The organism is Paractinoplanes abujensis (genome assembly GCF_014204895.1).
GTDB classification, from domain to species: domain Bacteria; phylum Actinomycetota; class Actinomycetes; order Mycobacteriales; family Micromonosporaceae; genus Actinoplanes; species Actinoplanes abujensis.
The window spans coordinates 331,790-357,041 of sequence record NZ_JACHMF010000001.1; the positions used below are offsets into that span (position 1 = coordinate 331,790).

24 protein-coding genes and 1 riboswitch are annotated in these 25,252 nt (G+C 70.0%); of the genes, 18 read left to right on the forward strand and 6 right to left on the reverse strand.

The annotated features are described in order from the left end of the window. Positions 1 to 7 precede the first annotated feature (7 nt). From BKA14_RS01155 to BKA14_RS01180, 6 genes are all read left to right on the forward strand, one after another. A complete protein-coding gene (locus tag BKA14_RS01155; RefSeq protein WP_184949080.1) occupies positions 8 to 880 on the forward strand; it encodes a patatin-like phospholipase family protein in 873 nt (290 codons plus the stop codon). Between the two features lie 41 nt (positions 881 to 921). Then, entirely contained in the window at positions 922 to 1,356 is a 435-nt protein-coding gene (locus BKA14_RS01160; protein ID WP_184949081.1) for a hypothetical protein, read from the forward strand. Positions 1,357 to 1,484: 128 nt separating this feature from the next. After that, on the forward strand, positions 1,485 to 3,149 hold the full coding sequence (locus tag BKA14_RS01165) for a SulP family inorganic anion transporter (protein WP_184949082.1): 1,665 nt from the start codon (positions 1,485 to 1,487) through the stop codon (positions 3,147 to 3,149). After that, positions 3,146 to 4,540 (forward strand): alpha-amylase family glycosyl hydrolase, encoded by a 1,395-nt coding sequence (locus BKA14_RS01170; protein WP_184949083.1) that lies wholly within the window; start codon positions 3,146 to 3,148, stop codon positions 4,538 to 4,540. Before BKA14_RS01165 ends, BKA14_RS01170 begins: the two co-directional genes overlap by 4 nt. After that, complete coding sequence (locus BKA14_RS01175) at positions 4,524 to 5,570, forward strand: M24 family metallopeptidase (RefSeq protein WP_239092850.1); 1,047 nt, start codon at positions 4,524 to 4,526, stop codon at positions 5,568 to 5,570. Before BKA14_RS01170 ends, BKA14_RS01175 begins: the two co-directional genes overlap by 17 nt. A gap of 65 nt (positions 5,571 to 5,635) precedes the next feature. Next, positions 5,636 to 6,340: an alpha/beta fold hydrolase gene (locus tag BKA14_RS01180; protein ID WP_184949085.1), complete on the forward strand. Its 705-nt coding sequence runs from the start codon at positions 5,636 to 5,638 to the stop codon at positions 6,338 to 6,340. Here the strand turns inward: BKA14_RS01180 and BKA14_RS01185 are convergent. Then, positions 6,329 to 6,583 (reverse strand): hypothetical protein, encoded by a 255-nt coding sequence (locus tag BKA14_RS01185; protein ID WP_184949086.1) that lies wholly within the window; start codon positions 6,581 to 6,583, stop codon positions 6,329 to 6,331. The genes BKA14_RS01180 and BKA14_RS01185 overlap by 12 nt on opposite strands. Before the next feature lie 69 nt (positions 6,584 to 6,652). Between BKA14_RS01185 and BKA14_RS01190 the strand changes: the two genes are divergently transcribed. The 11 genes from BKA14_RS01190 to BKA14_RS01240 all read left to right on the forward strand — a co-directional run bounded on the left by BKA14_RS01190 (position 6,653) and on the right by BKA14_RS01240 (position 18,664). Continuing rightward, on the forward strand, positions 6,653 to 8,443 hold the full coding sequence (locus BKA14_RS01190) for a thiamine pyrophosphate-requiring protein (RefSeq protein WP_184949087.1): 1,791 nt from the start codon (positions 6,653 to 6,655) through the stop codon (positions 8,441 to 8,443). 9 nt (positions 8,444 to 8,452) lie between these two features. Continuing rightward, positions 8,453 to 9,514, forward strand: a complete 1,062-nt coding sequence (locus BKA14_RS01195) for a winged helix DNA-binding domain-containing protein (RefSeq protein ID WP_184949088.1) — start codon at positions 8,453 to 8,455, stop codon at positions 9,512 to 9,514. 16 nt (positions 9,515 to 9,530) lie between these two features. Continuing rightward, complete coding sequence (locus BKA14_RS01200) at positions 9,531 to 10,700, forward strand: cytochrome P450 family protein (RefSeq protein ID WP_184949089.1); 1,170 nt, start codon at positions 9,531 to 9,533, stop codon at positions 10,698 to 10,700. A gap of 34 nt (positions 10,701 to 10,734) precedes the next feature. Further along, positions 10,735 to 11,082, forward strand: coding sequence for a hypothetical protein (locus tag BKA14_RS01205; RefSeq protein WP_184949090.1), 348 nt, complete (start codon positions 10,735 to 10,737; stop codon positions 11,080 to 11,082). A gap of 343 nt (positions 11,083 to 11,425) precedes the next feature. Beyond that, positions 11,426 to 12,373 carry a glycosyltransferase family 2 protein gene (locus tag BKA14_RS01210; protein WP_184949091.1) on the forward strand — a complete coding sequence of 316 codons (948 nt, stop codon included), beginning with the start codon at positions 11,426 to 11,428 and terminating at the stop codon, positions 12,371 to 12,373. A gap of 61 nt (positions 12,374 to 12,434) precedes the next feature. Beyond that, a complete protein-coding gene (locus BKA14_RS01215; RefSeq protein ID WP_184949092.1) occupies positions 12,435 to 13,607 on the forward strand; it encodes an esterase-like activity of phytase family protein in 1,173 nt (390 codons plus the stop codon). Between the two features lie 1,192 nt (positions 13,608 to 14,799). Beyond that, positions 14,800 to 15,339, forward strand: a complete 540-nt coding sequence (locus BKA14_RS01220; RefSeq protein WP_203722298.1) for a TetR/AcrR family transcriptional regulator — start codon at positions 14,800 to 14,802, stop codon at positions 15,337 to 15,339. Next, positions 15,336 to 16,013: an HAD family hydrolase gene (locus BKA14_RS01225; RefSeq protein WP_184949094.1), complete on the forward strand. Its 678-nt coding sequence runs from the start codon at positions 15,336 to 15,338 to the stop codon at positions 16,011 to 16,013. Before BKA14_RS01220 ends, BKA14_RS01225 begins: the two co-directional genes overlap by 4 nt. A 31-nt stretch (positions 16,014 to 16,044) precedes the next feature. Continuing rightward, the gene (locus tag BKA14_RS01230) at positions 16,045 to 16,623 is read left to right on the forward strand and encodes a hypothetical protein (RefSeq protein ID WP_184949095.1); all 579 of its coding nucleotides are present in this window, start codon (positions 16,045 to 16,047) and stop codon (positions 16,621 to 16,623) included. Further along, positions 16,620 to 17,951, forward strand: coding sequence for an acyl-CoA synthetase (locus tag BKA14_RS01235; protein ID WP_184949096.1), 1,332 nt, complete (start codon positions 16,620 to 16,622; stop codon positions 17,949 to 17,951). The genes BKA14_RS01230 and BKA14_RS01235 overlap by 4 nt, the downstream gene beginning before the upstream one ends. A gap of 5 nt (positions 17,952 to 17,956) precedes the next feature. Further along, positions 17,957 to 18,664, forward strand: a complete 708-nt coding sequence (locus BKA14_RS01240; RefSeq protein ID WP_184949097.1) for a Pr6Pr family membrane protein — start codon at positions 17,957 to 17,959, stop codon at positions 18,662 to 18,664. Positions 18,665 to 18,874: 210 nt separating this feature from the next. Here BKA14_RS01240 and BKA14_RS01245 read toward each other — a convergent pair whose 3' ends face one another. Continuing rightward, on the reverse strand, positions 18,875 to 19,363 hold the full coding sequence (locus tag BKA14_RS01245) for a C40 family peptidase (protein WP_184949098.1): 489 nt from the start codon (positions 19,361 to 19,363) through the stop codon (positions 18,875 to 18,877). A 5-nt stretch (positions 19,364 to 19,368) separates the two neighbouring features. Next, a riboswitch (cyclic di-AMP (ydaO/yuaA leader) is annotated at positions 19,369 to 19,518 on the reverse strand. Between the two features lie 856 nt (positions 19,519 to 20,374). On the opposite strand from BKA14_RS01245, the gene BKA14_RS01250 reads away from it, so the two are divergent. Further along, positions 20,375 to 22,162 carry a hypothetical protein gene (locus BKA14_RS01250; RefSeq protein ID WP_184949099.1) on the forward strand — a complete coding sequence of 596 codons (1,788 nt, stop codon included), beginning with the start codon at positions 20,375 to 20,377 and terminating at the stop codon, positions 22,160 to 22,162. A 50-nt stretch (positions 22,163 to 22,212) separates the two neighbouring features. Here the strand turns inward: BKA14_RS01250 and BKA14_RS01255 are convergent, their stop codons facing one another. Genes BKA14_RS01255 through BKA14_RS01270 form a run of 4 tightly spaced genes read right to left on the reverse strand, consistent with a single transcriptional unit; the run spans position 22,213 to position 24,502 of the window. Next, positions 22,213 to 22,788 carry a DUF6346 domain-containing protein gene (locus BKA14_RS01255; protein WP_184949100.1) on the reverse strand — a complete coding sequence of 192 codons (576 nt, stop codon included), beginning with the start codon at positions 22,786 to 22,788 and terminating at the stop codon, positions 22,213 to 22,215. Between the two features lie 18 nt (positions 22,789 to 22,806). Next, positions 22,807 to 23,808 (reverse strand): hypothetical protein, encoded by a 1,002-nt coding sequence (locus tag BKA14_RS01260; protein ID WP_184949101.1) that lies wholly within the window; start codon positions 23,806 to 23,808, stop codon positions 22,807 to 22,809. Then, on the reverse strand, positions 23,808 to 24,113 hold the full coding sequence (locus BKA14_RS01265; protein ID WP_184949102.1) for a hypothetical protein: 306 nt from the start codon (positions 24,111 to 24,113) through the stop codon (positions 23,808 to 23,810). Before BKA14_RS01265 ends, BKA14_RS01260 begins: the two co-directional genes overlap by 1 nt. After that, positions 24,110 to 24,502: a YbaB/EbfC family nucleoid-associated protein gene (locus tag BKA14_RS01270; RefSeq protein ID WP_184949103.1), complete on the reverse strand. Its 393-nt coding sequence runs from the start codon at positions 24,500 to 24,502 to the stop codon at positions 24,110 to 24,112. The genes BKA14_RS01265 and BKA14_RS01270 overlap by 4 nt, the downstream gene beginning before the upstream one ends. Positions 24,503 to 25,252 lie beyond the last annotated feature (750 nt).

The window sequence follows — 25,252 nt, forward strand, 5'->3', positions numbered from 1 at the left end:
CGGGGACATGTCACAACGGGTTGCGCTCGCACTGGGGTCGGGAGGCGCCCGAGGCTACGCGCACATCGGCGTGATCGAGGTGCTGGAGAAACGCGGCTTCGAGATCGTCGCGGTCGCCGGCACCTCGATGGGCGCGCTGGTCGGCGGCATCTTCGCCGCGGGCCGGCTCAAAGCGTTCACCGAGTGGGCCGTCGCGCTCAAGCGCCCCGACGTGCTCCGCCTGATCGACCCCAAATGGTCAGCCGCCGGCGCCATGGGGGCCGACCGGCTGATCAATCACCTCAACGACTTCCTGACCGACGTCGAGATCGAAAACCTGCCGATCCCGTACACGGCAGTCGCCACCGACCTCACCAACCGGCGCGAGGTCTGGTTCCAGAAAGGCCAGCTCCGCTCGGCCATCCGCGCCTCCATCGCCATCCCTGGCGTGATCACCCCGGTCGTGGTCAACGGCCGCCTGCTGGCCGACGGCGGCCTGCTCAACCCCGTCCCGATCGAGCCCACAGCGGCCTCCGGCGCCGACCTCACCGTCGCGGTGTCGCTGCAGGCGCCGCGGCCGGCGCAGGAGCCCGCCAGCCCCGTCCGCGCGGCCGCGGCCCCCTCCTGGGCTCGCCTGCGCCAGGTGTTCAGCAGCAGAAGTGCGCAGGCCACGCCGGCTTCACCTATCCCCGACGACCTGCGCATCTCCGACGTGCTCGGCCTGTCCCTCGACGCGATGCAGGACCTGATCGCCCGCTACCGGATGGCCGGCCTGCCACCCGACATCCACATCACGGTCCCGGTCAGCACCAGCGGCATCATGGACTTCCACCGCGCCGCCGACCTGATCACGATCGGCCGCGACCTGACGAACAAGGCCCTCGACGACGCCGGCTACTGAAGCAACGGCACCCGGGTCGACGGGCCAGTAAAATGACAACCGTGAACCTTGAGCAGGCTGTCGTTCGACTGCCCTACACGGCAAACGGAGTCATCCGAGTGGGAACCGTTGTTTCCCAGGAGGGTGACCTCTACCAGGTCAAATGGGACAACGGCGGCGACGAGGAGGTCAAACTCGGCGACTACGAGTTCCTCTGCGCCCGGGGGTCCCTGCGATTCCAGTCGCTGGTCGACCCAGAAGCTCTGCGGAAAGGTTTCGAGGCCGACCCGGGCGAGTTCGTCGTGCTGGCGCTCAAAGAAGCAGCGGCGCCCATGACGGGCAAGGACCTGAAGGCCGCTGTCACCGCGTTGGGCATCACCGACGAGGACTACCGCCGTGCCTGGCCGGCAATCCGAAAGCTGCTCATCGGCGACGAGCGCGTAACAGTGAGCGGCTCCGGCGCGGCAATGACTTTCCAGGCCGACGGCACTCACTGAGGCCGTCGTCGCGCCACAGGCCCTAAGCCTCGACCGTTCCACCGGCCGAGTCTTGTGTTGACCAAGCTCGCGCAGGGACTTGAGCGGTTCGCCTTCTAGGGTGTCCTCACGGTGGTGAGGGGAGACGGATGCGCAGCTTGGCTTGGGTGCCGGGGATCGAGGTGGCCACCACCTACCGGGCCGAGTGGTTCCCGAGGGACCTGGTCGCGGGGGTCGTGCTGACCACGCTCCTGGTGCCGCAGGGGATGGCCTATGCGGAGTTGGCCGGGCTGCCGCCCATTACCGGGCTCTACACGTCGATTCTGTGTTTGCTGGCCTACGCCGTTTTCGGGCCGTCCCGGGTGTTGGTGCTGGGGCCTGATTCGGCCCTGGGGCCGATGATTGCGGCTGTTGTGGTGCCGATGGTGGTGGCGGGTGGGGACCCGGGCCGGGCGGTGGCGCTGGCTTCTGTGCTGGCTCTGCTGGTCGGGCTCTTCATGACTGTGGCGGCGGTGGCCAAGCTGGGGTTCGTGGCGGATCTGCTCTCGCATCCGACGCAGTTGGGGTATGTGAACGGGCTGGCGGTCACGATTCTGGCCGGGCAGCTGCCCAAGCTGTTCGGGTTCTCCACCGAGGGGGACGGGCTGTGGGCGGACATCACGGGCTTCGTGACCGGGGTGGACGAAACCGTGCCGGCGGCCCTGGCGGTCGGTGGGGGTGGGCTGCTGATCATTCTGGTTCTGCAGAAGTTTCTGCCCAAGGTGCCGGCCATTCTGGTGGCTGTGGTGGGGGCGATCGGCGCGGTCTCGCTCCTGGACCTCGACGTGGATGTGGTGGGGGCGCTGCCGCAGGGGTTTCCGCCGTTCACGATTCCGACCGTTTCGTTGGGCGAGTTGGGGGTGCTGGCGGCGGCGGCCGTCGGGATCACGCTCGTTTCGGTTACCGACACGATCTCGACCGCGTCGGCTTTCGCCGGGCGCACGCGGCAGGAAGTGCGCGGCAATCAGGAAATGGGCGGGATCGGGGCGGCCAACCTGGCGGCGGGGCTGTTTCAGGGGTTTCCGGTGAGCACGAGCGGGTCCCGTACGGCGGTGGCCTTCTCGGCCGGGGCCAGGAGTCAGGTGACGGGGCTGGTCGGGGCGGTCGCCATCACATTGCTGCTGGTTCTGGTGCCGGGGCTGCTCAAGGACATGCCGCAGCCGATGCTGGCGGCGGTGGTCATCGCGGCGAGTATCGGGTTGGCCGACGTCAAGGGCATGGTCCGGTTGTGGCAGCAGCGGCGCATCGAGTTCGCGCTGGCGGCGGCCGCGTTTGTCGGGGTGGCGGTGCTGGGTGTGTTGCCGGGTATCGCGTGGGCGGTAGCGCTGTCGGTGCTCAATGTGTTCCGGCGCGCGTGGTGGCCCTACCGTACGGAACTGGGCAAGCCGGCCGACGTGGACGGGTATCACGACCTGCAGCAATACCCGGACGCCGGCAAGACCCCGGGGCTGGTCATCTTCCGGTTCGACGCGCCGCTCATCTTCGCCAACGCGCGCACGTTCCGGGAGGAGATCCGGCACCTGGCGACCGACGGCACGCGCTGGGTTCTGGTGGCGGCGGAGCCGATCACCGACGTCGACACCACTGCGGCGGACATGCTGGAGGAGCTCGACCAGGAGCTCAACGCCAGGGGGATCTCGCTCGTGTTCGCCGGGATGAAGATGCCGGTGAAGCAGAAAATCGACCGCTACGGGCTGACCGGCACCATCGACCCGGCGCATTTCTACCCGACGTTGGATGATGCAGTGGCAGCCTTCCGAAGGAGCAACGCATGACGGCGGTCTACGAGATCGACACCTGGCCGTGGCTGGCCGGCCTGAGCCGCCGGTACGGGCGGACGGTGACGCTCGGCGACGTGCCCGGCGAGGTCTGGGACGACGTGACGTCCAGGGGCGACGCGGTCTGGCTGATGGGCGTCTGGGAGCGCAGCCCGGCCGGCCTGGAGATCGCCCTGGCCGACGAGGGCCTGCAGCGCGACTTCCAGTCCGCTTTGTCCGACTTGGTGACCGAGGATGTCGTCGGATCGCCCTATTGCGTCCGCCGCTACGAAGTCGATCGCGCACTCGGCGGACAAAACGGCCTGGGAGCGGCCCGCGAGGAGCTGAAGAAGCGCGGCCAGAAACTGATCCTCGACTACGTCCCCAACCACGTGGCCCCGGACCACCCGGCCATCACCGAATACCCCGACTGGTTCATCAACGGCACCCCCGAGGACCTCGTGAACAACCCCACCGACTGGTTCCGGGCCGGCGACCGCATCATCGCTCATGGCCGTGACCCGTATTTCCCGCCCTGGCCCGACGTGGCCCAGCTCAACGCCTTCAGCCCGGGCCTGCGCAAGGCCACCGCGGAAACCCTCAACACGATCGCCGAGCAGTGCGACGGCGTCCGCGTCGACATGGCCATGCTGATGTTCAACGACATCTTCGCCGGCACGTGGGGCGAGCACGCGGGCCCGAAACCGGCGCAGGAGTTCTGGCCCGCGGTCATCAAAGCCCTGCCCGACGATTTTCTGCTCATCGCCGAGGCCTATTGGGACACCGAGTGGACGCTTCAGCAGCAGGGTTTCCACCTCTGCTACGACAAGCGGCTCTACGACCGGCTCGCCCATGAGGACGCGAATGCCGTACGGGAGCATTTGAAGGCCGACCGCGCCTATCAGGACCGGCTGATCCGCTTCACCGAGAATCACGACGAACCCCGTGCCGCCGCCGCACTCGGCCCCCGGAACAGGGCCGCCGCCGTGGCCATCGCGACCCTGCCCGGCGCCACCCTCTGGCACGACGGCCAATTCGAGGGCCGCCGCGTCAAACTTCCGGTCTTCCTCGGCCGCTGTCCCGACGAGCCGGTCGACGAGGAACTGCTCGCCTTTTACCGCAAGCTGACCGGATTGAGAATCAACACCGGTGAGTGGCACCTGCTCGACCACCACGACGTGCTGGCCTGGACGTGGCAGAACGGCGACGACCGCCACCTCGTCGTCATCAATTTCGCCGACAGCACCGCGCGAACCCGCGTACGGGCACCGTGGTTCTCGGACGGGTCGGATCGGCGGCTGACCGATCTGCTGGACGACCGGGTCTTCGACCGCGACGGCAGAGAATTGGCCGCCGAGGGTCTCTATGTCGAGCTGCCGCCGTGGGGGTGCCATGTCCTGGCGATCTGATGAAGCGCTCGAGCAAGCCAGAGACTTCGACGGCTTGCTCATCACGCCAGGCCCCGATCTCACCTATTTCACGGGCCTGAAACCACCGGTGACCGAGCGCCTCACGATGCTGATCCTGCGGCACGGCGAGACGCCGCACCTGATCGTGCCGCGGCTGGAGAAACCCGAGGGAATCGACGCGGAGACCTGGTCGGACGGTGACGACCCCTACGAGCTGGTCGCGCGACGACTCGGCCGAGGCCGCTACGCCATCTCGGATTCGGCGTGGGCCATGCACCTGCTGGAACTGCAGAGGCCGGGGCTCACCTTCACGTCGATGACCAAAGCGCTGCCCATGCTGCGCGCGGTCAAGGACGCCGACGAAGTCGAACGACTCGCGGCAGCCGGTGTGGCCGCCGACAAGACGTTCGACGCCGTCAAGGAACTACGTTTTGGCGGGCGTACCGAAAAAGACGTGGCCGCCGACCTGGCCCGCCTCCTGCAGGAAAACGGGCACGAACAGGTCGACTTCACGATCGTCGCCGCGGGGCCGAACGGGGCGAACCCGCATCACGAGGCCGGCGACCGCGTCATCGCGCACGGCGACATGGTCGTGCTCGATTTCGGCGGCCTCAAGAACGGCTACGGTTCCGACACCACACGTACTGTGCATGTCGGACGGCCGACCGGCGAGGAACAAGAGGTCCACGACATTGTGCGCCTTGCGCAGCAGGCCGCTTCTGACGCCGTACGGCCGGGGGTGGAATGTCAGGAGATCGACCGCGTGGCTCGTCAGGTCATCGTGGACGCGGGATACGGCGAGTTCTTCATTCACCGCACCGGGCACGGCATCGGTCTCGAGACGCATGAGCCGCCCTATCTCGTACGCGGGGAAACTCAGCCTTTGGTGCCGGGCATGTGCTTCTCCATCGAGCCGGGAATCTATCTGCCCGGCCGCTTCGGGGTCCGCATCGAGGACATCGTCACCGTGACCCCCGACGGCGGCCGGCGGCTGAACAACACCGAAAGAACGATCGTCACAGTCGTTTGATCTTTCCCCGCAGCGAACACCGGGGGCAGACTCGGGGGACCTGAACCGCGAGACTTGGGGGAGTCATGAAACCGACGATCGTTCTTGTGCACGGCGCGTTCGCCGAGTCGGCCAGCTGGAACGGCGTTATCGAACTGCTCAAGGCGCAGGGCTACCCGGCGGTCGCCGCGGCCAACCCGCTGCGCGGCGTCAAGTACGACTCCGACTACCTGCGCGCCACCCTGGCCTCCATCGAGGGCGACGTGGTGCTGGTCGGGCACTCGTACGGGGGGATGCTGATCACCAACGCGGCCACCGGCAACCCGGCCGTGAAGGCGCTGGTGTACGTCGGGGCCTTCGCGCCCGACCTGGGGGAGAGCGCGGGCGACCTGGCCGGCAAGTTCCCCGGCAGCTCGCTCGGCGAGACCCTGAGCCCGGTCAAGCTGCCCGACGGCAGCACCGACCTCTACATCAAGCAGGAGCTCTACCACCACCAGTTCGCCGCCGACTCGTCCGCCGAAGCGGCCGCGGTGCTGGCCGTCACGCAGCGCCCGATCACCGAGGCCGCCCTGGGCGAGGCGTCCCCCGGCGAGCCGGCGTGGAAGTCGATCCCGTCCTTGTTCCTGTTCGGTAGCGACGACCTCAACATCCCCGTCGCCGCCCTGCGCTTCATGGCCGAGCGGGCCGGTTCGCGGCGCACGGTCGAGCTGGCCGGGGGATCGCACACGGTCGCGATCCCCGAGGCCGCTCAGCTGGTCGAACTGATCGGGGAGGCGGCGTCAGGCGCCTGATTGCCGCTTGTCCTCCTCGACGTCATCCGCACCGACCGGCACGCCGTCGGAGTCGCGGGTGACGTCGGTGAGGCGGCGGTCGTCCGGCCCGGCGCCGGAGGCCACCGCGTCGGCGTCGGCGTCGGCGGCGCCCACGGTGGGGCCGTCCGCGGTGGCGCCGGTCTCCTCGCGCACCTTGTCGCCGAAGTCGTCGGAGAGCGCGGCGGCGACCGGGACAGCCTGCGGACCTGAGGGGTTCGTCATGGCGAGCTCCTGGGACGAAGGGGTGGATGTCCTACGGATACCCGCTGCGGGGTGGGGTAGTCGCGATCCATGACGAACGAGCGCACGGTCTCGGATCTGGTGGTGGAGCGGCTCGCCGCGTGGGGTGTCGAGCGGGTCTTCGGGTACGCCGGCGACGGCATCGACGGCGTGATGGGGGCGCTGCGCCGGGCCGGGAAGCCGTTGTTCGTGCAGGCCCGGCACGAGGAGAACGCGGCGTTCATGGCGGTCGGCCACGCCAAGTACACCGGTGGCGCGGGCGTCTGCCTGTCGACCCAGGGGCCGGGCGCGGTGCACCTGCTCAACGGGCTCTACGACGCCAAGCTGGACGGCAAGCCGGTCGTGGCTGTCGTCGGTCAGCAGGCGTCGACGGTGCTGGGCAGCTCGTATCAGCAGGAGATCGACCTGCAGCGGCTGTTCGGCGACGTGTGCGCGCAGTTCGTGCAGACCGCGCACACTCCCGAGCAGCTTCCGATGCTGCTCGACCGAGCTTTCCGTACGGCGTTCGCGACGCGCAGCCCGACGTGCGTGATCCTGCCCCACGACGTGCAGACGGCCCCGGCGCCCGACGAGAGCACCCACGAGCACGGCGTGATGATGACCAGCCCGGGGCTGCGGCCGGCCCGGGTCGTGCCCTACGACGACGACCTGCGTGCGGCGGCCGACGTGCTCTCCAGTGGGCAACGGGTGGCCGTCATGGTGGGCCAGGGCGCCTACGGGGCGGCGACCGAGATCGTCGAGCTGGTCGAGCGGCTGGGCGCCGGCGTCACGGCGTCCCTGCTGGGCAAGCCGGTGCTCGACGAGACCCTGCCCTTCCACACCGGCGTGATGGGCCACCTCGGCACCACGGCCAGCCAGCAGTTGCTGTCCGAGTGCGACACGCTGCTGCTGATCGGCACCAACGACCCGTGGACCGAGTTCTATCCGGTGCCCGGGCAGGCGCGGGCGGTGCAGATCGACATCGACGGGCGGCAGCTGGGCGTACGGTATCCGATCGAGGTGCCGCTGACCGGTGACGCGACCGAGACCGTACGGGCGCTGACCGCACTGGTCAAACCGTCCGGCGGCCGTGCCTGGCGCGATCAGGTCGAGGACTGGGTGCGGCGCTGGCACGAGATCGCGCAGGCCCGCGCGGACGCCCCGGCCGAACCCCTCAACCCGCAACACGTCGTACGGTCGCTCACCGCCCGGCTGCCGCAGAACGCGCAGGTCGCCGTGGATGTCGGCTCGGTCGTCTACTGGTACGCCCGCCACCTGCGGCTGCCGCGCGGGGTGCCGGCCCACCTGTCGAGCACGCTGGCCTCGATGGGCTGCGGGATCCCGTACGGGCTGGCGGCCAAACTGTCGGCTCCCGACCGGCCTGCCGTCGTGCTGAGCGGCGACGGGGCGATGCAGATGACCGGGCTGGCCGAGCTGGTCACGGTGGCCGCGCGCTGGAAGGACTGGGCCGACCCGCGGTTCGTGGTGTGCGTCCTGAACAACCGCGACCTGGCCGAGGTGAGCTGGGAGCAGCGCGAGATGGAGAGCGAACCCCGGTTCACCACCTCGCAGGAACTGCCCGACGTGCCGTACGACCGCTACGCCGACCTGCTCGGGCTGCGCGGCCTGCGGGTGGAGTCGCCGCAGGACATGGCTGCGGCCTGGGAGACGGCCCTGTCCGCCGACCGTCCGGTGGTGATCGACGCGCGCACCGACCCGGCCATCCCGCTGCTGCCTCCGGGGCGCACCGCCGAGCAGGTCGAGGGCATGTTCACCGGGCTCGCGGCCGAGGAGGGCCCGCTGGCCCGCCGGGCCGAGCAACACCTGCGCCGGGAACGCGCCGACGAGGGGTACACCGACTAACCTGCCCGCATGACGGTGCTCGACAACCGCGCGCTCAACCGGGCCCTGCTCGCCCGTCAGATGCTCGACCGGCGGCACACCCGGACGGCGTCGGGCACCATCGAGCATCTGTGCGGGTTGCAGGCGCAGGAACCGCACGAGCCCTACTACGGCCTGTGGAGCCGGCTCGACGGGTTCGAGCCGGCCGAGCTCGTGGAGTTGCTCGAAACGCGCAAGGTCGTGCGCACTTTGCTCATGCGGCGCACGATCCACCTGGTCACGGCGGACGACTGCGTGCAGTTGCGCGGTTTGCATCAGCCGATGCTCGAGGCGCGCATGCGGGCCGTGTATCGCCGCGAGCTCGAAGGCGTCGACCTGGGGGAACTGGCCGCGGCCGGGCTGCCGATCTTCGCCGCGCAGCCGAGCATCCTGGCCGAGGCGGGGCGGGCGGTGGGGAAGCGGTGGCCGGAGGTGGCGCCGCGCGCGCTGGGCGACATGCTCAGTTCGCTCGTTCCGCTCGTGCAGGTGACGCCGCGCGGGGTGTGGGGGCAGAAGGCGCCGGCCCGCAACACCACGATCGAGGCCTGGCTGGGCCGCCCGCACGAACCGGCCGGGAACGCCGACGAGCTGGTTCTGCGTTATCTGCGCGCATTCGGCCCGGCGGCGTCGGCCGACATTCGCGCGTGGTCGGGGTTGAGTGGTTTGCGCGAGTCGCTCAACCGGCTCCGTCCACAATTGCGCACCTTCCGCGACGTACGGGGAAGGGAGCTTTTCGACGTGCTGGACGGGGACCTCGGTGAGAGCGGGCCGGAGAATGCGCCGCCGCGGTTCTTGCCCGCCTTCGACAACGTGGTGCTGGGCTTCGACGACCGCAGCCGCATCATCGACGACGCCCATCGCGGACTCAGTGTCGAGGGCACCCGTTTTGTCCTCGTTGGCGGGCGTGTCGCGGGCCGGTGGCGGCCCACCGAGAAGGATGTGCAGGTCACGCTGTTCGGGCCGGACGGGGCCGAGGCCGTCGAGCACGAGGGCGATCGGCTCCGGGCGTGGCACGGCCTCGAAGGGCGTACGGTGGTGGAAATCCGCCGATAACGCCGGAGGCGCATGGATGCCGGACAACCTCGCCGATCCCACGTTTCATGCCAACCCCCACCCCTCGTACGCGTCCTGGCGGCGCGAGGGCCCGGTCCGGCAGGTGCGGCTGGCCAGCGGCGCGGTCGCCTGGCTGATCACGCGTTACGACGATGCCCGGCACGCCCTGGCCGACCCCCGGTTCTCCAAGACGGGCGGCGACGACCGGCATCCCTCCAGCGCCATCGACCGCGCCCTGTCCCGGCACATGCTCGCCGTCGACCCGCCCGACCACACCCGCCTGCGCCGCCTGGTCACCGCCGCCTTCACGGCCCGCCGGATCGAGGCGTTGCGCCCGCGCATCTCGGCCATCACCGAGAGCTTGATCCGCCAGTTTCCCGATGATCCGTTCGACCTGATCGACGCGTTCGCGTTCCCGCTGCCCATCCAGGTGATCTGCGAACTGCTCGGCATTCCGGCCGACGACCGCGACGCCTTCCGGGCCTGGTCCAACATCATCGTCGGCGGCGTCGCCTACCAGGAGCAGTTCCCCTCGGCCGCGGCCGCGATGGTCGGCTACATCCAGGGGCTGCTGGCCGCCCGCCGCGCCGAGCCCGGTGACGACCTGCTCTCCGGCCTGATCGGGGCGCGCGACAGCGGTGACAGCCTGACCGAGGACGAGCTCATCTCCATGGTCTTCCTGCTGCTGATCGCCGGCCACGAGACCACTGTCAACCTGATCGGCAACGGCATGTATCTGCTGCTCGCCCAGCCCGAGCGCTGGCAGCGGCTGTGCGCCGACCCGGGGCTGATCCCCACGGCGATCGAAGAATTCCTCCGGTACGAGTCCCCGGTCGAGACGGCCACGTTCCGCATCACCACCGAGGCCGTCGACATCGGCGGCCGTACGATCCCCGCCCAGGCGCCGGTGCTCATCGGGCTGCTGTCGGCCAACCGCGACGGCGACCGCTTCCCCGGCCCCGACGCGGTCGAGCTCGACCGGGCCCCCAACCCGCACCTGGCCTTCGGGCACGGCATCCACTACTGCCTGGGCGCGCCCCTGGCCCGGCTGGAGGCGCAGATCGCCTTCACCGCGCTGACCGCCTCGTGCCCGGATCTGTGGCTGGCCGTCGACGAGTCCGAGCTGGCCTGGCGCCCCGGTCTGCTGCTGCGCGGGCTGTTCACCCTGCCCGTGACCCCCGGGTGAGCCGGGTTTCGGCGGGTTTGGCAAGCTTTCCGGCGTGGAAGCACTCCGGCTGATCCTGCTCTTCGTCCACCTGATCGGGTTCGCGCTGCTGCTCGGCGGGGCGATCACCCAGTTCCTGTCCGGCAAGTTCCGGATCAACCCGGCAGTGCTGTGGGGCTCGATCATCCAGCTGGTGTCGGGCCTCGGGCTGGCCGCCCCACTGCGCGGCGGAGGCGACGCGGAACCGAGCCCGGTCAAGCTGGGCGTCAAGCTGCTGCTGGCCGTCCTGATCTTCATCATGGTCTTCTTCTCGCGCAAGCGCGCGGACGTCAACAAGGGCCATTTCATCGGCATCATCACGCTCACCCTGGCCAACGCCGCGGTCGCCGTCTTCTGGCGCTGAGCCGTCACGCTTCGTGTCCGGCCGGACATTGCGTGATGCCGACTCCGGACGGCGTTCCTGGATTCAGGCCGAGGGCTGATTCAATCCCGCCCGTGACTCGCGCGACAAAGCGCGCCGAACGGATGATCAGCCCTCAGCCGTTCGCCTCCGAATTCGTTGCGGCAAAAAGCTTTCGGGCGCCGTCCTGCCCATAATTGTCCGCTTCGTTTTCCGGCCAGAAACAATTGTTCTCGAACTCTAAATAGGCCCCGGCTGCTCTCTTATGCAATTCATAGATTCCCTGTGTAGGGTCCCGCAAGCCAGTTGATCAACTGGCTTTCACGCCCTCATGGAGCGCCCTGTCATGACCGAGAGCATCGACGCCAGCGTCGTCATCCCCACGCACAGCGAACGCCGCTGGGCGTCGTTGCGCCGTACGGTCACCTCCGCGCAGCACCAGAAAACAGCCCCGGCCGAGATCATCGTCGTGGTCGACCACAACCCCGACCTGTTCGAGCGGGTCAAAGCCGAATTCCCCGGCGTCACGGTGCTCGAGAACACGTCGCTGCGCGGGGCTTCCGGCAACCGCAACACCGGCGCCTTCCACTCCCGGTCCGAGCTGATCGCCTTCCTCGACGACGACACCGTCGCCCACCCCACCTGGCTCGGCAACCTGGCCCGCCCGTTCGTCAACCCGGCAGTGGTCGGCGCGGGCGGCCTCATCGTCCCGGCGTGGGAACGCACCCGGCCCAGCTGGATGCCCGACGAGCTGCTCTGGACCGTCGGCGTCTCGTACGCGGGAATGCCCACCTCGGTCGCCGAGATCCGCAACGTCTGGTCGGCCAGCATGATGGTCCGCCGCGAAGCCTTCGGAAAAGTCGGCGGATTCCGCGTCGGCTTCGGCAAGCTCGGCGACCAGAACCGTCCCGAGGACACCGAGCTCTGCCTGCGGATCAGCGCCGAGACCGGCGGCCACTGGATGTACGTGCCCGATTCGGTCATCGAGCACGACGTGCCCCTGGACCGTTCCACCTTCCGCTTTTTCCTGCGCCGCTGCTACGCCGAGGGACGCGGCAAAGTGCAGATGGCCGGCCTGCTGCCGCGGGACCAGAAGCTCGGCGCCGAGCAGGACTACATCCGGCGGACGCTGCCCCGCGCGGTCGCCCGCAACCTCAAGGCGGCCACGCTGGGCCGCGGCGGCTTCCACGCCCTGCGCGCCGCCACCGTGATCGCCGCCGTGGCCGCGGCCGGGTTCGGCGGTGGCGTCGAGACGATCTCCACCCTCGGCGAGTCCGAGGCCGCCACCCGCTGACCTGCATCCGGTCAGCCATTCGTCGCCGCCGATTAACCCGGGGTCCTTAACGTCCGGGCTCATGCGAAAGATCGCCGTCATCGGCCTGCTCGCCCTCACCGCGACACTGGTGGGAACCCCCTCGTACGCGGGCGGCAGCCACGTCACCAAGCCCACCCTCACCGGCTGGGCCGCGCTGCCCGCCGGCACGTTCGTCGCGGGCAGCGAGCCCTCCGGCGCGCTCGTCACCGGCAACCTCAACGGCTTCACCGCGCCCTTCGCCGACCAGCCGATCCAAGGTTTCTCCGGCATCGTCGACAACGGCGACGGCACCTTCGACGTGCTCTCCGACAACGGCTACGGCAACCAGGCCAACTCGGGCGACTTCCTGCTGCGCGTGCAGAAGCTGGCCCCCTCGTTCCGCACCGGGACCGTGGACGTGCTCGGCGGCATCACGCTGACCGACCCCGACACCAAGGTCCCGTGGAAGCTGACCCGAGCCGACCGGGTGCTGACCGGAGCCGACTTCGACCCCGAGTCGATCGTGCGGGCGGCCGACGGCACGTACTGGATCGGCGACGAATTCGGCCCCTACCTGCTGCACTTCGACCGCGCGGGCCGGCTGCTGGACGCGCCGGTCGCGCTGCCGGGCGTGATCGCGCCCGAAACCGCCGCCCGGACGGGGGAAACCGCCACCGCCCGCAGCAGCAAAGGCTTCGAAGGCCTGGCCCTGGCCCCCGACGGCCGGCACCTGTACGCGCTGCTCGAAGGCACGGTGACCGGCGACCCGGCCGGCTCGCTGCGCCTCAACGAGTTCGACCTTCGTACGCGGTCCTACACCGGCCGGCGCTGGGCCTACCAGCTCGACAACCCCGACTTCGCCATCGGCGACGCCATCACCATCGCTAACGGCCGCTTCCTGATCATCGAGCGTGACAACGGCCAGGGCGCCACCGCCGTCACCAAGAAAATCTACGAAGCGACCGCCCGCGGTTCCGTGCTGGACAAGCGCCTGGTTGTCGACCTGATGAACGTGTCCAACCCCCGCAAACTCGGCGGTTTCGGCACGACCTTCACGTTCCCCTTCCAGACGATCGAAGACGTCGTCATCCTCGACGACCGCACGATCGCCGTCCTCAACGACAACAACTTCCCGTTCTCCACCGGCCGCAGCGCCACCGCCGCCGACAACAACGAGTGGATCACGATCGGCCTGCCCCGGTCGCTCCGCCCTGACAAGCGCCTCCTGCCTTAGGTTGCGCTCCCTTTTCCGTACGGGCTGACACGGGCCGCTGATCGCACTCCACCCGGCTTTCAGCGGCCCGTGGCCGTCAAGCTCCCCAGAGCCCGACCTCCCGCGGGGCCGGCGTTCTCGTGCCGGCGTTCGCCCGCACCAGCGCGGCCCCGCTCGCCCGACCGTTCGCCCGCACCCGCGTCGCGCCGCCGCCGCTCCGCGCCGCTCGCCTGCGCTACGCCGTCCAAGCCGCTCACACCGCGTCGCTCGCCCGATCCGCGCGGCGCCCGCCGCGCCCGCCGCGCCCAGGCCGCTCGTCCGCCCCGTCACGCCGCTCGCCCGTGCCGCGTCGCTTGTCCGGTCCGCGCCGCGCCCGCCGCGGCCAGGCCGCTCACGCCGCGTCGCTCGTCCGGTCCGCGCCGCGCCCGCCGCGCCCGCCGCGCTCAAGCCGCTCATACCGCGTCGCTCGCCCGATCCGCGCCGCGCCCGCCGCGCCCAGGCCGTTCGTCCGCCCGTCACGCCGCTCGCCCGTGCCGCGTCGCTCGCCCAAGCCACGCGTTGGCTCATGCCGTGTGTCGTCCGCACCGCGTCTGTTCACCCCATGTCGTTCGCTCACATCCCGTGGCAGAAATCGACGGCCTAGCCTCCTAGGATGCCCTAGAGGCGGTGCGAAACTTGGTTGGGACCGTGGGCGAGCCCGGCGACGTCCGCAAGCCAAATACCGTTTCTCGCATCCGGAGGCCCCCGAGCCGCACCTCCGCCGGTATCCGGAGACGAATACCACTCGGCACGGCGCGACGCTTCCACGGAACCCCATCCACGGCAAGCGTCGCCCCAGTGTTCTCTCCCGGAGCGAACCGTTCGCGTCCGCCGTCGGCAGCACACACCCCGTACGGGCGTCGCGATCGTCGGATTTGCCGCCTGTGCAACAAATCCCCACCCCGATCAACCCGCGGCGCCGTGGCCACTTTGTCCGGAGTGGAGGACCCGTCAGGCGGTGTGATGAAGAAATTTCTCGAGGGTTTTACCGTCCCGGATTGTGATCGTTCCGCAGGTAGTGGAAACGGTGTCTCCGTTCGACCTGTCTTTGTCTAAAGTGGAGTGATAACTCCGTTACAAAGGGGACGCTAGGCTGATGATCGGTCAGTCGGCTGTTAATGCGACATAAGGGACGGGGGCAGATATGACCGCGCGGGCGCCGCGTGCTGATGCTGTGCGGAATCGGTCGAGAGTGCTGGCCGCGGCCGAGCAGGTTTTCGTGGCGCGGGGCACAACGGTGTCGACCGAGGAAGTGGCCCGCGCGGCCGGCGTCGGCATCGGCACGGTCTTCCGCCACTTCCCGACCAAGGCCGCCCTGATCGAGGCGGTCTTCCGCGAGCGCCTGCGCCGGTTCGCCGAGGAAGCCGAGCAGCTGGCCGAGTCCGACGACCCGGGCACCGCGATCTGGACGTTCCTGACCCGCATCGCCGAGGTCGCCGCGGGCAAACAGGCGTGGGCCGACGCCTTCTCCGCGGCCGAGCTGCACGACGCGTTCACCCCCGCCCGTGAGCAGCTCCCGCGCACCCTCGGCGCCCTGCTGGAGCGGGCGCAGGCGGTCGACGTCATCCGCCGCGACGTCACGGTCCCCGAGTTGACCGCCCTGATGCTTGCCGTCTCGCGCGTGCCCGACCAGTCCGCCGAGGGCGCCCCCCTGCGAGCCCGCGTCCTGACCATCGTCTTCGACGGCCTGCGCCCCCCACGCCCGGCGTCGTGAAGGCGGTTCTCTGGGACTTCGAGGGCACGCTGGCCCATCGCCCCGGCATGTGGAGCGCGTGCCTGCTCGACTGCCTGGCCGAGGCCTCGGGCGAGCCGTCGCCGCTGAGCGTGGCGGAGCTCCGTCCGCACCTGCGGTCCGGCTTCCCGTGGCACGAGCACGATCGGCCGCATCACCACCTGGCCGACCCGGATGCGTGGTGGGCTTCCCTGCAGGGCGTTCTCGGCAACGCCCTGATCGCCGCGGGCGTACGGCCTGACCTCGCACAAGCCGCGGCGAAGCTGATGCGGCACCGTTTCACCGATCCCCGCCGATGGAGGGTTTTCTCCGACACGGTCGTCAGCCTCGACCGGCTCCACCGAGCGGGCTGGACCAATGTGATCGTCAGCAACCACGTCCCGGAGCTCGACCGCCTGGTCGCTGACCTGGGTCTGTCCGACGTGATCGACGAGGTCTTCAGCTCGGCCCTGGTCGGGTGGGAGAAGCCGCACCCCCGGTTCTTCGACCACGTGCTCGACCGCTTGAAGCGACCCTCACCGGTGTGGATGGTGGGCGACAACCCGGTGGCGGACATCGCCGGAGCCCGTGCGGCCGGCATCCCTGCCCTCCTGGTCGACCCGGCCGCCCCCACCGGCCCTCACCTCCGTGACGTAGCCACCACGATCCTGCGCTGACCGGTGGCCCCCGGGTGGCTAGGGTGGGGGCGTGGGTCCGTTGCGTGTTGCCTGGGTGGACGAGCAGTACGACCGGGAGAACGCGGGCCTGGGGCGCAGCCGCTTTGCCGAGCACGTGTGGGTGCACGCCAAGGAGTTCGACGACTGCTGGGGTGACATCTCGCCTGTCGGGTTCGCCTGTGTGGCCTGGCGGCTGGCGACCGCGCCGCATCTCGACCCGGGGTTCGTACGGCTGCATCGGCGGGTGCTCAGAGCCGAGCTGAGGCGCAACTCGTGGGACGGCTCCCTCACCGCCGCCGTCGACCTGGTCGCGCCGTGGCCGGGGGAGCTGAGCAGTCCGAGGAGCTGGACCCAGGATCGGGGCTGGCGCGGCTGGCCCGAGACGTTCGGCCAGTTCCTGGCGCCGTCGCAGGAGGAGCTGGCCCGCATCCCGCACGCCCGCTCGATGCTGGTGGTCGAGGCGCCGCTGACGTTCGCCGGCCTGCCGGCACTGCCCGACAGTCCCGGTCCGGAGCTGCCCGAGCTGGCCGAACGCGCCGTCACCGTGCTGGTCCGCGAACTCAACGACTTGTTGTCGCCGATGGTCACACGGTTGGAGGCCGCCCGATGAGCCGGTTGCTCGGTGCGCTGCACCATGCGGATGATCAAGCTGACGCCGTACGGGCGCAAGGGGTTGGACTGTCGCGGCAGGAGCTGCTGGGCCGGGCCGCGGCGGTGGCCGGCGGCATCGCGGGGCGGCGGATGGTGGCCGTGGAGGCGACGCCCACTCTCGACACCGTGGTGGCGATCACCGGGGCGTTGCTGGCCGGGGTGCCGGTGGTGCCGATCCCGCCCGACGCGGGGGAGCTGGAGCGGGCGCACATCCTGCGCGACTCGGGCGCCGAGCTGATCGACGCAGTGCCGCGGGCCGTGAGCACCGATGTTCCCGCCGAGCCGGATCCCGTACGGCCGGGGCTGGTGCTCTACACCAGTGGCACGACGGGCGCCCCGAAAGGGGTCGTGATCTCGCGGGCAGCGCTGGCGGCCGACCTGGACGCGCTGGCCGCGGTCTGGCAGTGGACACCGGACGACACGCTCGTGCACGGGTTGCCGCTGTTCCACGTGCACGGCCTGGTGCTGGGGGTGCTCGGGCCGCTGCGCGTCGGTTCCCGGCTGGTGCACACCGGAAAACCCACCCCGCAGGCGTACGCGGCGGCGGCCGGGACGCTGTATTTCGGCGTGCCCACCGTCTGGTCGCGGATCTGTGCCGCCCCCACCGAGGCCCGCGCGCTCGGCCGGGCCCGTCTGCTCGTCTCCGGCAGCGCACCCCTGCCGGTGCCGGTGTTCGAGCAGCTGCGCGAGTTGACCGGTCAGGCCCCGGTCGAGCGCTACGGCATGACGGAAACGCTGATCACGGTGAGCGCGCACGCCGACGGGGAACGCCGCGCCGGTCACGTCGGCCGGCCCGTGCCCGGGGTCGAGACGCGGCTGGTCGACGACACCGGCACACCCCTGGCGCCCGGCCCCGAGATCGGGCATCTGCAGGTGCGCGGGGCGACGCTGTTCGACGGCTACCTGCATCACGGCCGGCCCGAGCGCGACGGCTGGTTCGAGACCGGTGACGTGGCCACGATCGGCGCGGACGGGTGGCACCGGATCGTCGGGCGCGCCTCCACCGACCTGATCAAGACCGGGGGCTACCGGGTCGGCGCGGGTGAGGTCGAGGACGCGTTGCTGCTGCATCCCGCGGTCCGCGAGGCCGCCGTCGTCGGCTCCCCACACCCCGACCTGGGGGAGCAGATCACCGCGTACGTGGTCGCGGACGGGACGACGGAGCGCGAACTGATCGATTTCGTCGCCGCCGGCCTGTCCGTGCACAAACGTCCGCGCGTGGTGCACCTGGTCGACGGCCTGCCCCGCAACGCCATGGGCAAGGTGCAGAAGGCCGCACTACGGTAGGCGCGATGAGAGTTTGGCTGACTCCGCAGTTCTGGCTGCGGCTGCTGATCGTCGGCTCGGGCCTGGCCGGCCTGCTGATCGGTGATCACCGCATCGTGTATTACACGTGCCAGAGCAACCTGATCACGCTGGGCTATTTCGGCGCGGTCCTGTATTGGATGGTGCGTCGCGGCACGACCGGCCCCGCCGCACCCCGGCTGCGCGGCGCGGTCACCCTGTGGATCGTCATCACCGGCCTGATCTCGCACTTCATGCTGCAGAACGGCGCGAACCCGCTGCCCGGCCTGGCCGTGGCCGATCCCGCGAGCCGCGTCACCAACTGGTCGATGTTCCTGGTTCACTACGCCGTGCCGCTGCTGGTCCTCACCGACTGGGTGCTGTTCGGCCCCCGCCGTGTCTCCCCGTGGCGCGACCTGGGCCTGTGGATCCTGTTCCCCCTGGCGTACGGCGTGACGTCGGTGACCCGCGCCATCCTGTTCCCCACGGTCAGCGTCCGCTATCCGTATTTCTTCCTCGACCCCACGACCCACGGCTACGACTGGGTGGCCGGCCAGTTCGCCGAGCTCGCCGTGATCTTCGCCGTCCTCGGGGCCGCGCTGCTCGGCGTCGACCGCCTGGCGGCTCGCCTGGCACGCCCCGCTGAGGATTCCCCGGTTGTCCACAATCCCGAGCCGTCCACAGGCACCCCCGCCAAGATCGGCCCCACCCGGTAAAATCTGCGGTGGGTCGGGGGTCCCCCGGTGGGGTGGGTTGGCACACCGGAGTTGATCAAGAGGGCGCCGTTGACCTGGACGACTGCCGGCCCCAGGCCGGTCGACGACCAATCGTGATCGCTGACCGCGGCGGAGGCGGCCCGCCCGGAAACCGGGCAGAGCCGACACCGTCAAGTGGTTGCTGTCCGGGAGGTCCGGGAGGTCACCGGATCAGCCGGCGACCCGCCCGTAGCGAACCTGCTTCCAGTTCCAGATCTTGGCCAGCTTGACCCGGTCACCAGGCTTCGGGGCATGCCACACCTGACCCGCCCCCGCATAGACGGCCACGTGGTAGGCCCGGCTCCCCGAAACCCAGAAGACCAGGTCACCCGGCCGCACCGCGGCACCCGTGATCTTTTTGGCCGCGCGGTACTGAGCCTGCGCCGTGCGGGGCAGGGCGACGTGGGCCTTGGCGTAGGCGTACCCGGTCAGGCCCGAGCAGTCGAACGCGTTGGGACCGCGCGACCCGTACCTGTAGGGCTTGCCTCGCTGGGCCCGGGCGGCCGCGACGACCGCGTTGCCACGCGCGGCCAGGGCGGCCGACGCGGCGGCAGCCGGAGAGACGTGAGCGGCCTGGGCCGGGGCGACGAGCAGGGTGGCCGACATCAGCGCGGCCGCGGCCGGCACGAGCAGGCGGCGCAGCTTCGTGGAGACAGACAAGACGATCCTCGGTCCTTCAACCGCCTGCGAGGTTAGCTGTCGGATTAGGCCTGAAGGCGGCCCGTCGCGTGAGGCGACCTCACCCCTAGCCGGCGCTCGGGCCGGCGTTCTGGTTCCCCCGTTCCCGCCCACTGAAGTTCCGTCGATGACAGGTCGGGCCGTCCCGTGGTGGGCGGGACTCGGCGTCCCGGGGCGGCCTGGCTTGTGCCCCGCTCGGGGCACGCAGGCAACGATCGGCCGGGTCGGGCCATCCGCCATGTTTCGCAGCCGCCCCAGAAAACTCGCTGGTCACACATCGGAATCCGCGTCCGATGTCGCTCCGGACACCCAGGACGAGCCGTGGTCAACCGGCGTCATTTCGGGCCGCCGGTCCGGTGACCCTCATCACCCAACTTGTCGGCCGGACAGGCGGCGGCGGGGGATCCGGCACCTGAGCCGCACCCCGTCGCGACTACGCGCAGCAACCTAAGGCATCTCTTAGGTAGCTGTTGACTTTGGACGGCGCTCACGAAAGATTGCGTCGGAATCGAGGGAGGTGCGGCGTGCGGTGACACGTTCGTGGCGGCAGGGTCTCTACAAGGGATGATCGACCGGTGACGACCCGGAAGATCGTTCGTTGGATCCAGGCGAGCCGTTACGCCCAGCAATGTCGGACTTGCCGGAATGTGCTGATGAGCCAAACCCGCTGATAGGGCCGTACCCTCCGCAAACGGCTTTTCGATGGTCAAGCCGGACACGTCGCCGATCATCAAGCGAGGCCCCTGCATGCCGACCCCGTGCTCCCGCCGCCCACCCCGGACGTATCCTGCATTCTCCGGAGCGGCCGCCGCCCTGACCGCCCTCGCGGTCATCGCGGTCCCCACCGAAGCGCACGCCGCTATGCCCGCTACCTCGCACGGACCCTCCGGCGAAGCGGTCGTCGCGGTGCCCGCCGGCACGCACGGACGAGCTGACGAATGTGAAGGGGCCCGCTTCACAGCCACCGCCCGGGCTGCCCTCGCGAAGATCACCGTGCTCGATGCCGGTGTGCTGCGCCCCGACCTGCCCGCGCTGACCGACGTGCGGCTCGCCTCGGCCCGGGGCGACGTCGACAGCGAACGCAGCCCTCACCGTACGGTCGCCACCGGCCGCTACGCCGACGCCGAACTGCTCGGGCTGCGGGTCCCCGGCGCCCCACGGGCGGGCACGGGTGCCGAGAGCCGCGCGCCCTCCGGCCCCGGCCCGGCCGAGACCGACGCCCCAGCCCGAACCGGAAGCGGCCCGTCCCCCACGCCCAACCAGCCCGCCGCCGATCCGGCGCCCGAGATCGGGAATCCCGAGCCCGGCCGGCAGACAGCCAACTCCGGACCTCGCGCGGCCACCTCCGAGCACCGCGCGGCCACCTCCGAGCACCGCGCGGCCACTTCTGGGCGTCGCGCAGACACCGGGCAGCGCGTGGACAACTCTGGGCGGCGCGTGGACAACTTCGAGCATCGCGCGGCCACTTCTGGGCGTCGCGCAGACACCGGGCAGCGCGTGGACAACTCTGGGCGGCGCGTGGACAACTTCGAGCATCGCGCGGCCACTTCTGGGCGTCGCGCAGACACCGGGCAGCGCGTGGACAACTCTGGGCGGCGCGTGGACAACTTCGAGCATCGCGCGGCCACTTCTGGGCGTCGCGCAGACACCGGGCAGCGCGTGGACAGCTCCGAGCAGCGCGCGGCCACCTCTGGACAGCGCGCGGACAGCTCCGAGCACCGCGCGGCCACCTCCGGGCAGCGCGTGGACACCTTTGAGCAGCGCGCGGCCACCTCTGGGCAACGCGTGGACGCCTTCGGGCAACGCGCGGACAAGAACGGGCACCGCGTAGGCGACAAAGGGCTGGTCGGTGTCAACGCCGGCGGTCTGGCCACCATCCGGCTGGGTAAGTCGACCGCTGACGCGCGCTGGGAAGAGGCGTACCGCTGCGGTGGGACGGGACCGCTCACCCGCAGCGCCACGATGCTCGCCGGTGCGCAGTTGTTGGGCGGGGGCGGCACCATCCCGGCGATCCGCGCGATGCGTCCGGCCGGAGCCGGCGAGCCCACCAGCTTGCTGAAGCTGGGCCCCACCGGCTCCGCCCGGAGCGGCACCGACCTCGTACGCAAAAAGGGTCGTCTCGCCGTGACCGCGGGCGCCGGGGTGGCCCTGTCCGATGTGACGCTGTTCGCCGGCACCCCGCAGCAGGTGTCGATCAAGGTCGTCACGCAGCCCGCGCTGACCGTCACCGCGACCGGCTTTCCCGCCCACGACGAGGTCGATTATCGCCCGGCTGTGCTCGAGGTGACCGCGGCGGGCCGGCCGGCCGCCACCCTCGACGCGCGGGACGCCGGCGTCGGGGTCGAGCTGCTGGGTGGTCTCACGTCGTCGTCGCTGCTGACGGCCAAGATCTCGCTGGGCTCAGTCCGTCAGGACAAGACCGGAGACGCCGTACGGGCGGAGGCCGCGGCAGTGCGCGTCGAGGTCATGACGGGCGGCGCGCACCTGCTCGACGTCGCGCTCGGCCACCTGTACGCCGAGGCGTCCGCCCCGCCGCTGCTGACCGTCCCGATCCGGCCGAGGCTCAGAACGTTCGAGAAGCCCGCCGCCCCGGCCGAAGCCACTGCCGCGGCGACGGCTCCGCCGGTGGCCCCTGCCGTCGCACGGCCGTCACCCCGTACGGGGGCAAGCTTTTTGGCTTTGACCGGCGCGAACATCGCCGCCGCGGCCGGTGGGGGACTGCTGCTGATCCTGCTCGGTGTGGCCGCCGTGGCCTTGACCCGCCGCAGCCGGCGCCGCTGAACCGGACCCGGGGAGGACGCGGCGGCGCTGTCCCGGCAGCGCCGCCGCTTCTAACGTTTGCGGCGGAACGACGCCCGGACGATCATCACGATGAGGAACACGGGGACCAGCGCGAGGAAACCCAGCCCGTAGCCGATCCAGCGCAGCCACGGCCGGTAGTCGTCGTCGGCCCGGGCCAGTTGCTGGCTCTGCCGGTACCGCCCGGCGTCGCCGACCTCGATCACCTTGCCGATGTCGTCCGAAGTGAACACGGCGGACACCGTCATCCGCGTCTGCTGACCGTCGTTCCAGTCGAACGACGCCGTGCACGCGTCCCAGTAGCCGAAGCCCTTGGTGCTGATCGGCCCGTGCTGCACACACGAGAGGACGGTGGCTTTTCCCGTACGGGTGGTGTCGTCCATGCTCCGCCCGGCCAGCCGGGACAGCGTCACCGCCGACCCGGTCAGCGCCAGTGCGATCACGACGGTCACGATCATGAACAGGGCGGACCGGAGCGTGCTGCCCTCACGACGCTCGACGACCGGCGGCGGGGCGGCGGCCGCCCGGGCCTCCTCCGCGTCGAGTTCGGCCTCGCGGGCCCGGATCTGGGCGAGGCGGTCGGTGATCCGGTCGTTCTGCGGGTCCACGGGACGGCTCCTCGGGGCTCAGAGCGGAAGATCGATGGGCGTCGGTGTGGGGTTGTCGCCGTTGAGGGTATCGCCCGTCGACCCGGAGTTCTGGGCCCCGTTCGTCTTCGGGGCGGCCTTGGCGGTCTCCTGGATCACCTTGTCGACTGTGCCGTAGACGTTCTTGTGCCCCTCGCTGATCAGGTCGTAGGCGGTCTTGAAGCCGCTGCGGCCCGTGCCCCCCGCGGTGCCGATCGCCTCGATCCGGAACGCCTCCAGCCGCAGGACGTTACGGCTGGACTGGCCGATCTGCTGCAGGATGCCGTCCATCTGCTTGGTGAACACGCCCAGCTTCTTGATCGCCGCGAACAGCTGCTTGAGCAGGTTGAGCACCTTCGTGCTGCATTCGGCGACCAGGATCGCGACTTCGGCGGCGACCTTGGGGATGAGCACGACGGTCAAGGCCTGGATGGCCTTGGAGATGCAGGCGCCGATCACTTCGGACACGATGTCGCGGATCGTGTTGCGCACGACACCGACCATCGCCCCGACGATCGTGCTCGTCCGGCCCATGAAATCGGCGACCTGGCCCATCGCCTGGATCGACTCCGCGTGGGTGCGGGCCATCGCGCGATAGGCCTCGGCCGACTTCGCGGCCCATGCGGCGGTGCTGTTCTTGACCTCGGCCACGAAGAAGTCGGTGGCCTCGTAGATCCGCTGCTCGATGTTGCGCCACGTCTGCGCGTGCGCCTCGATCGCCTTGGGGTCGCCGCACAGCTTGTCGAGCGGCTCCCGCAAGCAGCTCACGTGCTCCATCAGCCAGCCCACGCCGGCCGCGAACACCGCCTGCAGCGGATCCATGACCGCGCCCAGCAGCCCCAGGGCGCCCGCGACGGCGTTGCCGCCCACGGTCATCCAGTCGCCGTCCTTGATCCCGTCGACGATGCCGCCCGCCGACTCGAACAGGCCCGCACCCTCGTACGACTTGGTCTCGCCCTCGGCGGCGATGAGGCTCCCGCGGGTCAGCGCCGTGTCGCTCATCAGTTGCCCGCCTTGAAACGCCCGGCCACGTTGCTGTCGGTCATGTCGGCGTCGTCGGACACCGCGCGCAGCAGCTCGGCCACGTGGGCGGTCGCGTCGGCCCCGGTCTTGAGCTCCTGCAACGCGAAGTCCTGCAGCGGCTGGATGAACGGCAGCGCGAGCGGGCTGCACAGGATGCCGTACACCTCGTCGTGCATGTCGATGTACTCGGCGCCGGAGCTGGCCTCGTCACACATCCGGGCGGCCTCGTCGACCATCTTGGCGTGCGCGCGCAGTGCCGCGGAATCGATGTAGACGTCGCTCATCGGCGGCGCTCCTCGGTCTCGTCGTCCTCGGGTGGCGGGGGGAACTGCTCGGCGTACGCCCCGCCGATGAAGTTCGCGGTGTCCGAGCCCGGGCCGTAGATGCCGGTCACGAGCTCGGTCATCCGCTCAGCCAGGCGGGCCTGGGCGCGGCGGCTGGTTTCGAGGATAAGCTCGGCAAGCTCGCCGGGTGAGAGACGCAGGGCCCGATCGGTCAGGGTGAGGGCGGCCAGCCCGCCCGACTGGTCGACGGTGACCACGACCTCGCCGCCGCGCGACTCGGCGGCGGCCCGGGTGTCCTGCATGCGCCGGCTCAGCTCGGTCGTCATGGCGGTCTGCTGTTCGACCTTGCGTTCCCAGTCGACCAGGAAGTCCTCGGGATCGAGCGGCACGGGCTACCCTTCGTCGTCAACGTCTGGTGATCGAGTCCCGCATCGTAACGAACGATTACCGACGGCGATGTCCCCTGATGCGAGGACCGACCGTATCCAGCCGCAACAAGCCACCGCGAACAGCCCGCCGGCAGTCTGACCGCTCACATGTCAGCACGGAGCCGTTGCGGCGAGGCGGTGTCAGCTCCGCCTGCATCTAACATTCCAGCCGATCGGCACCGCCCCGCCGTGGCGGCCGCACCAGGCAGCGTCTGGCATCTGACATTCCAGCTCGGGGCCGGGGTGCTTCCGTGCCTGACGCTGCCCCGGTTGGCTTGGTCTTGTCGGGTTGGTTACTTACGTACGGTGGCATCTGACATTCCAGTTGGCGGGCGTGGTGCCTCTGTGCCTGACGCTGGTCGGTTGGCTTGGTCGTCTCGGGTTGTTGCTTATGTGCGGTGGCATCTGACATTCCAGTTGGCGGCCGTGGTGCTTCCGTGCCTGACGCTGGTCGGTTGGCTTGGTCGTCTCGGGTTGTCGCTTATGTGCGGTGGCATCTGACATTCCAGCTGGCGGCCGTACTGCTTCTGTGCCTGACGCTGGTCGGTTGGCCGGGTCGTCTCGGGTTGGCTGCTCACGTGCGGTGGCATCTGACATATCAGCGTGCGGCGGGACGACTGGCGACTCAAGCGATGTAAGGCATCTGACATGTCAGCGAGCCTGGTGGCGCTGATGCTGCAGCGGGTGTCGTAGCGCTTGGCGGTTCGGCTG

Bases quoted from the DNA above. Each gene is read 5' to 3' on its own strand.
- BKA14_RS01155 (WP_184949080.1), top strand. From the start codon at position 8: ATGTCACAACGGGTTGCGCTCGCACTGGGGTCGGGAGGCGCCCGAGGC.
- BKA14_RS01165 (WP_184949082.1), top strand. From the start codon at position 1,485: ATGCGCAGCTTGGCTTGGGTGCCGGGGATCGAGGTGGCCACCACCTAC.
- BKA14_RS01170 (WP_184949083.1), top strand. From the start codon at position 3,146: ATGACGGCGGTCTACGAGATCGACACCTGGCCGTGGCTGGCCGGCCTG.
- BKA14_RS01175 (WP_239092850.1), top strand. From the start codon at position 4,524: ATGTCCTGGCGATCTGATGAAGCGCTCGAGCAAGCCAGAGACTTCGAC.
- BKA14_RS01180 (WP_184949085.1), top strand. From the start codon at position 5,636: ATGAAACCGACGATCGTTCTTGTGCACGGCGCGTTCGCCGAGTCGGCC.
- BKA14_RS01185 (WP_184949086.1), bottom strand. From the start codon at position 6,583: ATGACGAACCCCTCAGGTCCGCAGGCTGTCCCGGTCGCCGCCGCGCTC.
- BKA14_RS01190 (WP_184949087.1), top strand. From the start codon at position 6,653: ATGACGAACGAGCGCACGGTCTCGGATCTGGTGGTGGAGCGGCTCGCC.
- BKA14_RS01195 (WP_184949088.1), top strand. From the start codon at position 8,453: ATGACGGTGCTCGACAACCGCGCGCTCAACCGGGCCCTGCTCGCCCGT.
- BKA14_RS01200 (WP_184949089.1), top strand. From the start codon at position 9,531: ATGCCGGACAACCTCGCCGATCCCACGTTTCATGCCAACCCCCACCCC.
- BKA14_RS01210 (WP_184949091.1), top strand. From the start codon at position 11,426: ATGACCGAGAGCATCGACGCCAGCGTCGTCATCCCCACGCACAGCGAA.
- BKA14_RS01215 (WP_184949092.1), top strand. From the start codon at position 12,435: ATGCGAAAGATCGCCGTCATCGGCCTGCTCGCCCTCACCGCGACACTG.
- BKA14_RS01235 (WP_184949096.1), top strand. From the start codon at position 16,620: ATGAGCCGGTTGCTCGGTGCGCTGCACCATGCGGATGATCAAGCTGAC.
- BKA14_RS01240 (WP_184949097.1), top strand. From the start codon at position 17,957: ATGAGAGTTTGGCTGACTCCGCAGTTCTGGCTGCGGCTGCTGATCGTC.
- BKA14_RS01260 (WP_184949101.1), bottom strand. From the start codon at position 23,808: ATGAGCGACACGGCGCTGACCCGCGGGAGCCTCATCGCCGCCGAGGGC.
- BKA14_RS01265 (WP_184949102.1), bottom strand. From the start codon at position 24,113: ATGAGCGACGTCTACATCGATTCCGCGGCACTGCGCGCGCACGCCAAG.